Raw genomic sequence first — 13,400 nt, 5'->3', positions numbered from 1 at the left:
TCTTTCTAAACCGACGTTCCAAATATTTTATCTTTTAACTCCCGACCTGTTGCGGTATTTGCAAGTCCGCCCTCACCTGTTTCACGAAGGCTGGAAGGCATCTGTTTCCCAATTCGGTACATAGCGCCGATCACTTCATCACAAGGAATCGTGCTTGTAACACCGGCAAGCGCCATATCCGCCGACACAATGGCAAGCGTTGATCCTCCAGCGTTTCGTTTGACACAGGGAACCTCCACAAGACCGGCAACAGGGTCACAAACAAGTCCGAGCATATTTTTCAGTGTCATTGCAAATGCTTCGGCTGACTGCTGGGGCGTTCCCCCTGCCATTTCGACTATCGCCGCTGATGCCATAGCTCCAGCTGAGCCGACCTCCGCCTGACATCCACCGGCAGCACCTGAAATGAAGGAATTATTGGCAACAACAAATCCAAATGCCCCGGATGTGAACAAATAACGCACCATCTGTTCATGGGTTGGATTTAGCTGATTTTTAACCGCAAATAATGTTCCCGGGACACAGCCTGCACTGCCTGCTGTCGGTGTCGCACAAATAGTCCCCATGGCTGCATTTACTTCATTCGTCCCCATTGCCTTGCTGACAGCGTCCATGACGATATTGCCGGATAAAGGAGTTTTTTCCTTCATGTATTCCTGAACTTTGACCGCGTCACCGCCAGTAAGACCGGTAACAGATTTTACACCTTGCAAACTGTCTTCAACAGCCTTCTCCATCACGTCAAGATTATTTTCCATTTCAGCAAAAACTTGTTCCCGTGTTTTTTCTTTCGCTTCCATCTCCTGACGAATCATTACTTCTGAAATTATTATATTTTCTTGTTCTGCTATTTCAACAAGTTCACTAACCGTACGAAACATATCATTGACTCCTCTCCATCGATCAGTCGAAGTTAACTGACAATTTTAGCTATTTGTTCTATGTGGTCAGCGCCTTCCAGCTCTTTCAGCACACTGTCATCCACGTTCTGATCAACTTCTATGACCATTAGCGCCTCCTTACCGACGTCTTTGCGGTTCACTTCCATATGGCCGATATTAATTTCGTATTTAGCCAAAATCTTCGTAACTGAGGCAATTGCACCAAAACGATCATTATGCATGATTAGAATGGCCGGATGGTTCCCGGAGAGACGCAATTCAAACCCATTAAGCTCGGTTATTTCAATTTTCCCGCCACCAATAGAAATGCCAACCAGTTCCATTCTGTCCTTGTCATCACCAATAATAAGCCTTGCTGTGTTCGGATGACTGACACCGGCACTATCCTCAATGAATTCAATAGCAAGATTCCGTTCTTCAGCAATTTCGAGCGCCTTATTCATTCGCGGGTCATCGGTTTCAAATCCAAGCAAACCACCCGCCAGAGCAAAATCCGTGCCGTGCCCCCGATATGTTTTGGCAAATGATTCATACAAATGAATGCGCGCCCATTTCGGTTCTTTTCCAAATAAATTTCGTGCTGCTTTACCGATTCTTGCTGCTCCTGCTGTATGTGAACTTGACGGACCTATCATGACCGGACCGATAATATCAAATACTGAACTATACTTCACAACACAACACCGCCTATTCCCCGTATATTTATATCTTCTTCGTTAATTATAACAGATGTAAACTAAAATACTCGATTTTATTGAATAAAGTCTCGTTGGAGCACCTACGCCTAGCAACTGGTGAGGAACCTCCTCTACACGTCGCTAATCAGGTGCCCGGCTTTATTGGCTCTTCGCTAAGAACAATGAAATAAGGCAAATTTCAATCTAATAGTTTCCAGAAAACCTATGAAAACCGGACAAGGGAACGAGTTCAATTGCTTCGCTCCACAATCACCACCTGATGCCCGTATAATGCGTGCAAAAAACGGATACGCTAATACCGGACAAGGGAACGGGTTCGGTTGCGAGCGATACATGGCTCCATACTGATGCCTGTTCTTTTTATTTAGGTGTGAAGTCCAGTTTACCAGCAAGCAGGTAAACTATGGCAACGATATTTTTATCCGAGCGATACCCTCTGGCTTTCCGTTTGGCTGCTTGGAATAAGCTGTTAATACCCTCCATAATGCCATTATTCAGCTGGGATTGGAACCACTGCACAACACCGTCGTAATGTCTGCGCAATGTTTTGGCCAGTTCTACCATTGGTTCCAGGCGACAACGTAACCCCCACTGAATCCAGTCCTCAAGTACCATAGGAGCGATCTGAGCAGGGTATTGGTAGATCTCTTGCAGAACAAGGCGCATTCGGTACGCTTTGGCGGTGTCCAGTTCACTGTCTTTCAATTTGTCGAGCATGCCCTTTTGTTTCTTTGTCAGGTTCTTTTCATTCTTGAGCCAGACATAGCGGGTGTTTTTGAGTTCCGCACACGTCTTGCGTTCCGTGCGACGTACGGCATCTACAGCTTTGTTGGCTTCTTGAATCACATGGAATTTATCAAACGTAATGGCAGCATCCGGAAAGTACTCAGAAGCCCCTTTAATAAAGGCGGGAGACATGTCCATACAGACTTCTGTTACGTTATCTGGGTTACCGCCTTGAGCTTCTAAACGTTCTTTGCATTTTTCCCATGTACTGGCATCCTTTCCTTTCGTTACATGGATGACGTTTCGTTTTTCTGAGTCCACAAAAATGGTGATATAATTATGACCACGTTTTGAGGAAGTTTCGTCTGTATTAATCTTGGTAACATGTGATAAATCCTGAGTAGCCAGTGCGTTATCGACATAGTGATGGAGTATCCGCCAAAGTCGCGTATCATGTTCCTTTACTAAACGGCTGACAGCACTCATAGGCATGTCCTTGACCAGCATCATGATCCATGCATCGAACAACTTGGTAAAGCCAGCGCGTGTTTTAATAGCCCATGGAATATCAACACGGTGCTTTTTTCCACACTTCTTACAATCTGTCCGGGGATGCTCGGCATGAATGTAACAAGGATATTCCAAAAAATTTAAATGCCTCCACCGTTGATCATAATCAGCGATATCAAAGAATCGTTGACGTTCGGCATCACAGTTGGAACAAATCATTGGAGCACTTTTATTTACTTTTACATAAACATCCAATTGTTCCTTGTTTTCATCAAATATACAGTTGTCAATGTACCATGGCTCAGGTATATGGAACACGTTTTCTAAGTCTTTAATTTCTATCAGCATATGAAAACCACCTTACATTTTTGTTTCGGTAGTTTCCAGTATTGCCAAGTTATTTCATTTTAATCAGCGAAGAGGCGCTTTATTTATATTGCTAATTATACCAGAAAAAGTTATACTATTCATTCGTGGATTGTACATTTATACTTGTATAATCGGGCGGGAGAGGGATTGTTGTATATTGAGGTACACACATGCCTGGACAAGATTACAGCCAGATGCAGAGAAACACTGGAAAATGGCATACAGAAATCACCGCTGGATTAGTAGGTTATCTGACAACCGTCTATATTGTTGTTGTCAACGGATCCATACTTAGTGAAGCCGGCGTTTCACTAGAGACTGGCATGATTGCAACCATTCTTGCTAGTTTTGCCGGAACCATCCTGATGGGATTATATGCAAAACTACCGCTGATTTTGATTCCTGGAATGGGTATTAATGCTCTGTTTGCCTATTCCATCATTGAAACGACCGGCCTGTCATTCCAGGAGGGACTGGCAGTTGTACTGATTGCTTCTTTTCTGTTTCTCATAACAGCATTTACAAAGCTTGGCGCCATTTTGAAATCAGCCATCCCGGAATCGCTCAAACACGCGATCACCGTTGGGCTTGGCTTCTTTCTAATCCTGATTGGTCTTGAAAAAAGCAGTCTTGTCGTCAGTGGAGGAGAAACCATCATTTCCATTGGTGACTTCACATCGCCAGTATTTATCGTTAGTTTACTCACGTTATTTATTGCGATATTTCTGTTTATGAAAAATATCCCGGCAAACTTTCTAATCACGATGATCGCCGGAACCGTTCTTGCTTATTTATTCGGGGTGCTGAATTCAACACAAGTTTCGGTGCACGTGAATGTTAACGACATGCTGATGACCCCCTCATTTAGCGCGGCAGGTGACTTGGACTTTTGGCTGGCTGTTTTCCCACTGACCATCATTCTTATTTTTGAAAACATGGGGCTTTTGCACGGGCAGCTACACATGCTAAAAAAGTCACACAGTTACAATAAAGCTTATCAGATTACCGCTTTTTCAGCATTACTGAGCGCTTTTTTCGGAACGTCACCAACTGTTTCCGCAGCCGAGAACGCAGCAGTCATTGCCTCCAACGGCAAAACCGGAAGAACCGCTGTAACGGCGGGCCTATTGTTCTTGACAACGCTATTCATTATCCCGTGGATTTCCATGATACCTAATACGGCAATCAGTCCGATACTGATTATTGTTGGTGTATTGATGGCACAAAATATCCGAAATGTTCCGTTGGATGATATGTCAGAAGCATTGCCGGCGTTTCTCATTGTTGCCATGATCCCATTTACGTATAGCATTGCAGATGGCATGGCATTCGGATTTATCGCGTATCCGGTTGTTAAAACAGCAATGGGTAGACCAAAAGATCTATCAGGAATACTGTTAGTCATTTCTTCCTTGTTCCTGTTTCATTTTGTGATGAAAATAATCGGGATTTAACACGTAAAGAAATGAACACAACATAAAAAACTTGAAAGAATGCAGAAAGTTGGACATTTACTACTCATTTGTTTTTTTGGATTAATGATCCGTTATTTTATCATCATATTTGATATATAATGCGATATAAATGCTAGGTTGATTTCCGTTCCAGCCAGTCGCTTTCCGCGGGCAACGCTTCAGCTTCCTCGGAAGAAAACCGCTTCCTGTGGGATCTTCAGCCATTGCTTTTCCCGCAGGAGTCGACTGGCCTCCACTCCAATCAACCATCGCATTAGCTTAATACTGATAGAAAGTTATATACAACACAGCGGAGGAAATACACGGAGACTCCTGTGGGAGCAGAGGCCTAGATGAGACCCCGGAGTGCGGCAGCACGAGGAGGCTCATCAGCCGCCCACGGCAAAGAAGACACTGCGAAAGCGACCAGAGGAAGCTTAAGCAGATGTCGCACTTGTACCCGGAGTGGTGAAAGCGTAGTGTATTTCCGCAGCGGCGGTTTAACACTCATACAAAATTATGTCGTATTATATATCTTTTGTGTCAAAAAATAACCTTTTAGAAAAGAGCTTGATGTTTATCAAGGTTTTCGGAGGCAACCGTCAGAAGCGTTTCAAGTTTGCCACAGTTAACTGTTGGAGCTTTATTTTTTAGGTGCGAAAGTTGAGTAAATAAAAAATCCGAACGATGATTCAACATTCTTCCGTTAGTTTTTGAATCAGTTCGGATTTTTCTTTTTAATGACCATACGCCGGGGATGAAACTGCATTCAAAGGAAGTCGACTATCACCATGACGACAACCGCCAATGCCTGCACTAACACGTCCTGTACGTCTCTATTCTACGGATAGAATAAATGAATAGATCGGCTGATTTCCTTTGTGAACTTCTATTTCCACGTCTTCATAATTATCCGCCACATATTTCTCGATCACCTTTACATCATCATCACTAGCGTCTTCCCCTTGCAAGATGGTCAATATTTCATCGTCTTCGGTAATCATCTCGTTGAGCAGTGATTGAGTCGTTTCCAGTTTGTCCTCGTTAGATGCTTTAATTGTACCATCGGCTATTCCCATGAAATGACCTTTTTTAATAGTCATGGTATCAATCTGTGTATCACGAACCGCATATGTAACTTGTCCTGATTTAACTTCTTTGGCGGCCCCTTCCATTGACGCACGGTTTTCACCTATCGCTGCGTCCGGATGAAATGCCAACAGCGCGCTAATCCCCTGAGGAATCGTTTTCGTCGGAACTACTTCCGCATTGACTTTCGCCATTTCGGCGGCCTGTTCTGCAGCCATAACAATATTTTTGTTATTTGGTAAGATCAGTACATTTACCGCGTTGGATGCATCGATGGCTTCCGCAATGTCCTGTGTACTTGGGTTCATTGTCTGACCGCCCTCGATTACAACCGTTGCACCGAGACTTGCAAACATTTCCTTAACACCTGACCCCATTGCCACTGTAACAATCGCATATTCAGCTTTTTCTGTTGATTTTTCTTTTTGCTCTTGATCACCAACAATAGCTGTATGCTGGTCACGCATATTTTCAATTTTTATATTCATCAGGCTACCATAGTACTGACCAAGCGTCAGTACTTCTCCGGGATATTCGGCGTGGACATGCACTTTCACAAGGTCATCGTCCGATACGACCAGCAATGAATCGCCATGTTTGCTTAATTCATTCCGGAATTGCTCTTCATCAAACGGATTTTCTTTGAGCTTGTCCGTTTCAAAACGAACCATGAATTCCGTACAATAGCCGTACTTAATTGCAGAAGTATCCATAAAATCCTGGGCAATCTTATGATGTTCGGCATTGACCATTTCTTCCATGTCAATATCCTCTGCATCCTGCAGCGGAACTTCCTCACCTTTCAACGCTGCTAAAAACCCTTCATAAATTGTAACGAGTCCTTGGCCGCCTGAATCAACCACACCTACTTCTTTCAAGACAGGCAACAAATCTGGCGTGCGCTGTAATGACGTTTTAGCAACTTGGACAACTTTCTCCATTAAAACGATTACATCACTTTCCGTTTCCGATTCAACGACTGCTGTTTCTGCCGCATCTTTTGCAACCGTCAGTATCGTACCTTCCACCGGTTTCATCACCGCTTTATACGCTGTAGCCACACCGCTATCAAAAGCATTGGCCAAGTCTTTAGCGGACAGGGATGCTTTTTGGTTCATTCCTCTGGCAAACCCACGAAATAATTGGGATAAAATGACACCGGAATTTCCTCGTGCTCCCATTAACAGTCCCTGCGCAAAAGCACTAGCAACATCAGCGACATGATCACTATTCAGTTTTTTAACTTCATCGGCGCCGGATGTCATGGACAAATTCATATTCGTACCGGTATCCCCGTCCGGGACAGGGAAAACATTCAGTGCATCTATTTTTTTGGCATTGTTTTTTAAATGGTGCGCACCTGATTGCACCATTTGTGTAAACATCTTACCATTCAGCATGTCTGTTGTCACAAACTTTTCCTCCCTCACAACAACACTTCACGTACAAAGGCGCAAGCACCCTTTTAGACTAATCCGTATCCTTGTGCTACAAGATTAATCCTTGGCCACACGGACACCCTGGATATAAATATTGACAGAATCAACCTCGAGACCAAGTGATTTACTAAGCATATATTTCACCTGAGACTGCACATTATGAGCAACTTCAGATATTTTTGTTCCATAACTAACAATAATATACATATCAATATGAAGACGGTTGTCAACTTGTCTGACAATAACCCCTTTTGAGAAATTCTCTTTTCTAAGAATTTCAGCAATTCCGTCCCTAATCTGGCTTTTTGATGCCATACCGACAATCCCGTAGCATTCAACCGCTGCACCACCGGCAATTGTCGTTATCACCTCATCCGTAATCGTCACCTGACCATCATTGGTATTTAGCTCTATGGACATTATGATCCTCCTTTAATAAGCGATCATGATTATATATATTTTACAATACACATGCGCATTTTAAAAGCACACAAATTGAACCATTAATTGCGCCATTGTGCTCTAAACAATGAATGATTTCCGCCTATCTGTCAAGATTTAAACTGCTGTAACGAACAATAAAATCTTGCTTATCAAAACTTCACCAAGCAATTCCATTGGCGACAATTGCAATAACGACCCACTTATGATAAAGTAGGTAAGTATTATGACACAAGTGTTAACAGGAGGGATTGCCATGTCTAGAAAATGTGTCGTTACCGGACGTAAAACACGCAGCGGGAATAATCGTTCCCACGCGATGAATGCAAGTAAACGCAATTGGAAAGCAAATGTGCAAAAAGTTCGCATTATGGTTGACGGTAAGCCTCAACGCGTTTACGTCTCAGCGCGTGCCCTGAAATCAGGCAAAGTACAGCGCGTTTAATAGAAAATGAACTTGCCTCATCAGCCTCTTTCACAGTGTGGAAGAACACGTCCAAAGTGTAGCAGCTGATGTGGCTATCAATTGACCGTGTAAAAGACTGTACTGTTTTGTCTTTACCGGTCAATGACGAAAAAGCATCCGTCATAAAATGGATGCTTTTTTATGTAAAAAATAAGCTTCTGCCAAAGAGTGGCAAAAGCTAACTGCTACTCACTTTCCTTTTTTGAAAGCGCCAGCGATAACACGTACAAATCCACCGATAAATCTTGGGAGTTTAATCGTATAAAATTTCATGAGTTCTCCGCCTCCTCTGTTTACAAACAAAGCTTAAATAGAATCGTATAAGATCATCATTCATCACAACTCTTTATTATTAATAGTATGCCTTCTTTAAAAGAAAAAGTACCATAATTTAAAATAAGCTTATTAGAAATACAGAGGGTCGATCCCCAAGCGATGGATGCTTCCACCAAGGGATAGTAGAAACCTTCCAGGGTCAGCCCTTCCACATGCTGGGTGTACGGTATAAAGGATATGTTTGGATGTCGATGATCATGACGGATTTCATGATTACCAGGACCGATTAATTCGAGCTGGTTTTGCCGATCAATGATTACTCCCCGTATATGCTGGGCCATGATTACATGCAGCAGCTGAATATTGATTAACGCGTGATCAAGACGTCCGCCGGTGACACCGAATAAATAAATTGTATCCGGCTGCAGTGTGTACGCTTGTTGGAGTGCGATTTCCAGGTCGGTCTGATCTTTTTCAGAAGGATATAATTGATATGACTTTGCCTGCTTATAGACCTTTTCTTTATCCGCTTCGTCCATAGAGTCAAAGTCGCCGACCGCATAATCAGGGCTAATACTGTTTTCTATTAAAATCAACGAGCCCCTGTCCGCCCCTATCCAGACATCTATACTATTTTGATAACTTTCAAGATCCGGAATCAATTCTTTTGGACCATTTCCCATGATTGCTACATTCCGCATGGGATTAATCTACCTTTTTTACCGATTGACGGATATCAGTAATTGCTTGCTGACGGTTCTGCGTCTTAAAAATTGCGCTTCCCGCTACAAGTACGTCTGCACCGGCATCTGTACATAATTTCGCAGTATCCGTATTAATTCCACCATCAACTTCAATTTCAAAGGCTAGGTCATATTCTTTTCTCCAACGAGCAACCTGTTCGATTTTTTTAATGCCACTAGGGATAAACGATTGACCACCGAATCCAGGATTGACTGTCATGATTAGAACAAGATCCACATCAGGCAAAATATCTCTTATCATTTCCACAGGTGTCGCCGGATTAATAACGACTCCAGCTTTTACGCCCTGTTGTTTAATCAACTGGATTGTCCGGTGCAAATGCGGAGATGCCTCCTGATGGACGGTAATAATCGAAGCCCCCGCTTCAGCAAAAGCTGGAATATAGTGATCAGCGTTTTCAATCATCAAATGGACATCAAGTGGCAATTGTGTATGTGGTTTGATTGAAGCAGCTATAAGCGGACCAATCGTAATATTCGGTACAAAATGCCCATCCATCACATCGACATGAATATAGTCCGCCCCGGCCTGTTCAACATCCTGTATTTCCGTACCTAACTTTGAAAAATCAGCTGACAGAATTGATGGTGCTATTTTTATCATTTTCAATACCTCGGCTTTCGTGAATTTATTTCATCTAAAAAACGAATATAGTGCTCATACCTATGTTCGGCAATTATTCCTTCCTCCACCGCCTGTTTCACCGCACATTTCGGTTCTTTATAATGATAGCATCCGCGGAATTTGCAAGCGGGTCTCCGTTCGCTTATTTCCGGAAAACAATCGCCCAGTTCCTCTGCTGTGATGTCATTTAAATCGAGTGAACCGAACCCGGGGGTATCGGCGACAAGCCCGTCTCCGGCTTCAACCAGCTCCACGTGTCTTGTCGTATGTTTCCCCCTGCCAAGACTTGTCGATATATCATCCGTTTTAAGTTGCAGAGACGGGTTAATGGCATTTAGTAATGATGATTTACCAACACCAGACTGCCCGGCAATGACAGATACCTGTTCAGCCAAATGGCTCTTCAATTGATGCAAGATATCCGCTTCTCCGAAAGAAACAAATTCCACTGCATATCCGATTTTCTCATATAATGATTTATAACCGGCTATTCTAACTACTTCTGATTCAGGCAGCAAATCTTTTTTCGTAATAAAAATAAGCGGCTGGATGTTTTTAGATTCGATTAGCACTAGAAACCTGTCCAGCAGCAAAGGGTTAAAATCGGGTCTTACAGCAGAACTGACAATAATTGCCTGACTAATATTTGCTATTGGTGGACGGATAAGCATATTTTCCCTCGGTTTGACGGAAAGAATATATCCTTCCCCTTGTGTATTTTTGTCAAATTCCACAAAGTCACCAACAAGAGGGGTGATCTTTTTTTTACGGAACACACCCCTGCCCCTGCAACGAAAAACACCTTCATCAGTTTTTACATCGTAATACCCACTTAACGCTTTTATAATTCTGCCCTCAGTCATCTATTCACCCTTTACATCTTCATATTTGACAGATTTATTAATAATCACATCATCATCACGCATCACCTTGTAGTCGGCAATACTATTAGGCAGTATTACCAATGTAATCGTAAATTCCTTGTCCTCGGTGATGGTGTACGTTTTATATACTTCTGTGATGGAACGGTTTTTATCCCCTATATAAATTTTAACCTTCTGTTCCGATGGGGCATCCGCGTTTTCCTCTGCTTTGTCAGGATTATAATGTACCGTAAATGTTTCCTTATGATTTATTGGCGGCTTCGCTTCTGGTCCTGTCGAAACATAAACATCGACGGCATCACCCTTACTCAATTCTGTGCCGGGTTCAGGTTCCTGACGAATGACCTTTCCTTCTGGAGTCGTTTCGGAATTCTCTTCTTTAATGTTGGCTGATAAATCTTGTTCCTTTAGGGAGTCAACCGCTTCTTTTTCGGTCATTCCTTTCAAATTGCCAAGGTTAATTGGCTTCGGACCAATACTTACCTCAAACGTGACTTCCGTTTCGCTTGGTACAACTTCCTTTTCCGGAGAAGGATAAATATGTGAAATTATTTTACCCTCTGCAACGTCCTTTGAATTCGCCTCCTCCGCATTAACTTTATATCCCTGTCCTTCTAGCAAACGTTTTGTTTGATTATAATCTTTTCCAGTATAATCATTGAATGTGACTTCCTCTTCCCCTTTACTAACGATCAATGTTATGGTGTCTTCCTCTTTTACCTTGTTACCGGCAGCTGGATCAGTACGGATAACGAAGCCTTCATCTACTTCTTCTGAATATATTTGTTCGCGATCTGTCTTCAGGTTGACTTCCCGCAAGTCAGTAATAGCATCCTCATACGACAAGTCTCTCACATTAGGAACAACGACATCTTTTGGTCCGAATAAACCAGGAAAGACGAAAAACGCTGCTATGCTTCCTGCCAGAAGCATAAACAAAATACCAAGTGAAATGAACCACGTTTTTTTCCGGCTCCGTTTTCCTTTATTTGTTTCCGATTGGCTACCGGGCTGGTTATTGTCGCTGGGTTGGGTTGTGTCTTTTCCTATCGTATGTGTAATCGTGTCACCATTATCATTTTGCTTAATCTCGTTATCGGTAATAATCGGGATAGCTTTCGTTTCTTCGCCTGCCTCCACAGGTGGTTCATACTTCGCTTCGTTACGTTTATCCGGATCCAGTGCTGTTTCCAGCCCTTCCTCCATTTCATAGACGGAATTATACCGATGAAATGGATCCTTAGCGGTTGCCCGCAACACAATATTTTCCACACTTTGGGGAACGTTAGGATTAAAGCGTTTAACAGATGGCGTATCATGCTGCAAATGCTTTAACGCAATGGACACTGCTGATTGACCTGAAAAAGGCAAGCGGCCCGTCAGTAGCTCAAAAAAGACAATCCCTAGTGCATAGATGTCCGACTTTTTTGTGGCCATGCCGCCGCGCGCCTGTTCCGGTGATAGATAATGAACAGACCCCAAGATGGAATTGGTCTGCGTGAGCGCTGTAGCACTTAATGCAACAGCGATTCCAAAATCAGTTACTTTCACTTGCCCATATGTATTAATTAAAATGTTTTGTGGCTTAATATCCCGGTGCACAATCCCGTTAGCATGAGCGTGTGCGATGGCATCAGCAATCTGCTTCATGATGTCTAATGCTTCTTGAACGTCTAGTGGGGCGAAACGCTGAATATATTCCTTCAGTGTCAATCCGTCCACATATTCCATCACCATAAACAGAAACTGATCCTCTTCTCCGACATCATATATATTAACAATGTTCGGATGAGAAAGGCTTGTTGCTGACTGTGCCTCTCGGTCAAACCGGGCAATGAACTCCTCATCATCGGCATAATCAAGTCGTAACACTTTAATTGCCACGTCACGTTCCAAAATAATGTCCCTGGCAAGATAGACGTTGGCCATGCCACCGCCGCCAATAATCTCTTTAATCTTGTACCGTTCATTCAACAGGTAACCTTGCAGCATCAGGTACCACCTGCTTCCATACACACATCATGCTGCAATATGATAAGCGATATGTTATCTTCACCGCCACGCTCATTGGCCAGATTGATTAGCTCATTAGCAATCGTTTCCAGCTCTATATCTTTTTGCAGGAACGCTTCCATTTCGTCATCTGTCAATTTATTTGTCAAACCATCGGAACAGAGCAATAGTTTATGACCCGCTTCCCACTCGAGAGTCTGTAAGTCAGCATAAGCATGTTCTTCTGTCCCCAATGCTTTTAACAACACATTTCTGCGTGGATGCTGTTCTGCATCATCCTTCGTTATTTGTCCGGTTCGAACCAATTCATTGACTAACGAGTGATCCTCCGTAACTTGTGATAAGCCATGGTCATTCCATATATAGCAGCGGCTATCCCCGATATGTGAAATCGTTGCATAACGATTGGTACAAATGACAATGACCGCTGTTGTTCCCATACCGGCACATTCCTCGTTTTCACGGGCATGGTCCAGTATGGCTGTATTCATATCCTTTATTGTTTTCTGCAGCCAATCTTCCGCTGCTTCCGGTGATTGCATAGCATCTGTTTTTTCCCATTTTTCCTGGACAAAGGCAGTTGCCATCTGACTAGCTACATCGCCGGCCTGGTGCCCCCCCATACCATCAGCGACAATGGCAAGTAGCTCCCCGGTTTGGTTATAAAAAATGCCGCCGGAATCTTCATTATGGCTCCTGACTTGTCCCTGGTCTGTTTGAAATACACCTTTCATTCTTTCACCC

Annotated in this window: 13 protein-coding genes; 2 read left to right on the top strand and 11 right to left on the bottom strand. The window is 43.1% G+C overall.

Annotation, left to right across the window (positions count from 1 at the left end; translation table 11 throughout):
* Positions 1-5 precede the first annotated feature (5 nt).
* The 3 genes from sdaAA to FFL34_RS16610 all read right to left on the bottom strand — a co-directional run bounded on the left by sdaAA (position 6) and on the right by FFL34_RS16610 (position 3,184).
* A complete protein-coding gene (sdaAA, locus tag FFL34_RS16620; RefSeq protein ID WP_138604430.1) occupies positions 6-881 on the bottom strand; it encodes an L-serine ammonia-lyase, iron-sulfur-dependent, subunit alpha in 876 nt (291 codons plus the stop codon).
* Between the two features lie 32 nt (positions 882-913).
* The gene (sdaAB, locus tag FFL34_RS16615; RefSeq protein WP_138604429.1) at positions 914-1,576 is read right to left on the bottom strand and encodes an L-serine ammonia-lyase, iron-sulfur-dependent subunit beta; all 663 of its coding nucleotides are present in this window, start codon (positions 1,574-1,576) and stop codon (positions 914-916) included.
* 384 nt (positions 1,577-1,960) lie between these two features.
* Complete coding sequence (locus FFL34_RS16610; protein ID WP_138603532.1) at positions 1,961-3,184, bottom strand: ISL3 family transposase; 1,224 nt, start codon at positions 3,182-3,184, stop codon at positions 1,961-1,963.
* 191 nt (positions 3,185-3,375) lie between these two features.
* On the opposite strand from FFL34_RS16610, the gene FFL34_RS16605 reads away from it, so the two are divergent.
* The gene (locus FFL34_RS16605; protein WP_234031530.1) at positions 3,376-4,659 is read left to right on the top strand and encodes an NCS2 family permease; all 1,284 of its coding nucleotides are present in this window, start codon (positions 3,376-3,378) and stop codon (positions 4,657-4,659) included.
* Between the two features lie 836 nt (positions 4,660-5,495).
* Here the strand turns inward: FFL34_RS16605 and FFL34_RS16600 are convergent.
* Entirely contained in the window at positions 5,496-7,160 is a 1,665-nt protein-coding gene (locus FFL34_RS16600; protein WP_138604428.1) for a DAK2 domain-containing protein, read from the bottom strand.
* 84 nt (positions 7,161-7,244) lie between these two features.
* Positions 7,245-7,607: an Asp23/Gls24 family envelope stress response protein gene (locus tag FFL34_RS16595; protein WP_138604427.1), complete on the bottom strand. Its 363-nt coding sequence runs from the start codon at positions 7,605-7,607 to the stop codon at positions 7,245-7,247.
* A gap of 277 nt (positions 7,608-7,884) precedes the next feature.
* Here FFL34_RS16595 and rpmB point away from each other — a divergent pair, with 277 nt between their 5' ends.
* Complete coding sequence (rpmB, locus tag FFL34_RS16590; RefSeq protein ID WP_138604426.1) at positions 7,885-8,073, top strand: 50S ribosomal protein L28; 189 nt, start codon at positions 7,885-7,887, stop codon at positions 8,071-8,073.
* 210 nt (positions 8,074-8,283) lie between these two features.
* Here the strand turns inward: rpmB and spoVM are convergent, their stop codons facing one another.
* Genes spoVM through FFL34_RS16560 form a run of 6 tightly spaced genes read right to left on the bottom strand, consistent with a single transcriptional unit; the run spans position 8,284 to position 13,390 of the window.
* A complete protein-coding gene (spoVM, locus tag FFL34_RS16585) occupies positions 8,284-8,367 on the bottom strand; it encodes a stage V sporulation protein SpoVM (protein ID WP_138604781.1) in 84 nt (27 codons plus the stop codon).
* A 56-nt stretch (positions 8,368-8,423) separates the two neighbouring features.
* Complete coding sequence (locus tag FFL34_RS16580; protein ID WP_138604425.1) at positions 8,424-9,071, bottom strand: thiamine diphosphokinase; 648 nt, start codon at positions 9,069-9,071, stop codon at positions 8,424-8,426.
* Between the two features lie 4 nt (positions 9,072-9,075).
* Positions 9,076-9,738: a ribulose-phosphate 3-epimerase gene (gene rpe, locus FFL34_RS16575; protein ID WP_138604424.1), complete on the bottom strand. Its 663-nt coding sequence runs from the start codon at positions 9,736-9,738 to the stop codon at positions 9,076-9,078.
* Between the two features lie 2 nt (positions 9,739-9,740).
* Positions 9,741-10,622 carry a ribosome small subunit-dependent GTPase A gene (gene rsgA / locus FFL34_RS16570; protein ID WP_138604423.1) on the bottom strand — a complete coding sequence of 294 codons (882 nt, stop codon included), beginning with the start codon at positions 10,620-10,622 and terminating at the stop codon, positions 9,741-9,743.
* The gene (pknB, locus tag FFL34_RS16565; RefSeq protein ID WP_138604422.1) at positions 10,623-12,635 is read right to left on the bottom strand and encodes a Stk1 family PASTA domain-containing Ser/Thr kinase; all 2,013 of its coding nucleotides are present in this window, start codon (positions 12,633-12,635) and stop codon (positions 10,623-10,625) included. It abuts the gene before it with no gap.
* Positions 12,635-13,390: a Stp1/IreP family PP2C-type Ser/Thr phosphatase gene (locus FFL34_RS16560; protein ID WP_138604421.1), complete on the bottom strand. Its 756-nt coding sequence runs from the start codon at positions 13,388-13,390 to the stop codon at positions 12,635-12,637. The genes pknB and FFL34_RS16560 overlap by 1 nt, the downstream gene beginning before the upstream one ends.
* Positions 13,391-13,400 lie beyond the last annotated feature (10 nt).

Origin of the sequence: Lentibacillus cibarius (assembly GCF_005887555.1) — a bacterium.
In the GTDB taxonomy this organism is placed as follows: Bacteria; Bacillota; Bacilli; order Bacillales; family Amphibacillaceae; genus Lentibacillus; species Lentibacillus cibarius.
Note: the sequence above shows the minus strand (reverse complement) of the source record. Positions and strands in the feature narration are given on the sequence as shown.

Excerpts from the sequence above, each read along its gene's own strand:
- rsgA (WP_138604423.1), bottom strand. The coding sequence starts at position 10,622 with ATGACTGAGGGCAGAATTATAAAAGCGTTAAGTGGGTATTACGATGTA.
- FFL34_RS16610 (WP_138603532.1), bottom strand. The coding sequence starts at position 3,184 with ATGCTGATAGAAATTAAAGACTTAGAAAACGTGTTCCATATACCTGAG.
- rpe (WP_138604424.1), bottom strand. The coding sequence starts at position 9,738 with ATGATAAAAATAGCACCATCAATTCTGTCAGCTGATTTTTCAAAGTTA.
- FFL34_RS16595 (WP_138604427.1), bottom strand. The coding sequence starts at position 7,607 with ATGTCCATAGAGCTAAATACCAATGATGGTCAGGTGACGATTACGGAT.
- spoVM (WP_138604781.1), bottom strand. The coding sequence starts at position 8,367 with ATGAAATTTTATACGATTAAACTCCCAAGATTTATCGGTGGATTTGTA.
- FFL34_RS16560 (WP_138604421.1), bottom strand. The coding sequence starts at position 13,390 with ATGAAAGGTGTATTTCAAACAGACCAGGGACAAGTCAGGAGCCATAAT.
- FFL34_RS16605 (WP_234031530.1), top strand. The coding sequence starts at position 3,376 with ATGCCTGGACAAGATTACAGCCAGATGCAGAGAAACACTGGAAAATGG.
- rpmB (WP_138604426.1), top strand. The coding sequence starts at position 7,885 with ATGTCTAGAAAATGTGTCGTTACCGGACGTAAAACACGCAGCGGGAAT.
- FFL34_RS16580 (WP_138604425.1), bottom strand. The coding sequence starts at position 9,071 with ATGCGGAATGTAGCAATCATGGGAAATGGTCCAAAAGAATTGATTCCG.
- pknB (WP_138604422.1), bottom strand. The coding sequence starts at position 12,635 with ATGCTGCAAGGTTACCTGTTGAATGAACGGTACAAGATTAAAGAGATT.
- sdaAA (WP_138604430.1), bottom strand. The coding sequence starts at position 881 with ATGTTTCGTACGGTTAGTGAACTTGTTGAAATAGCAGAACAAGAAAAT.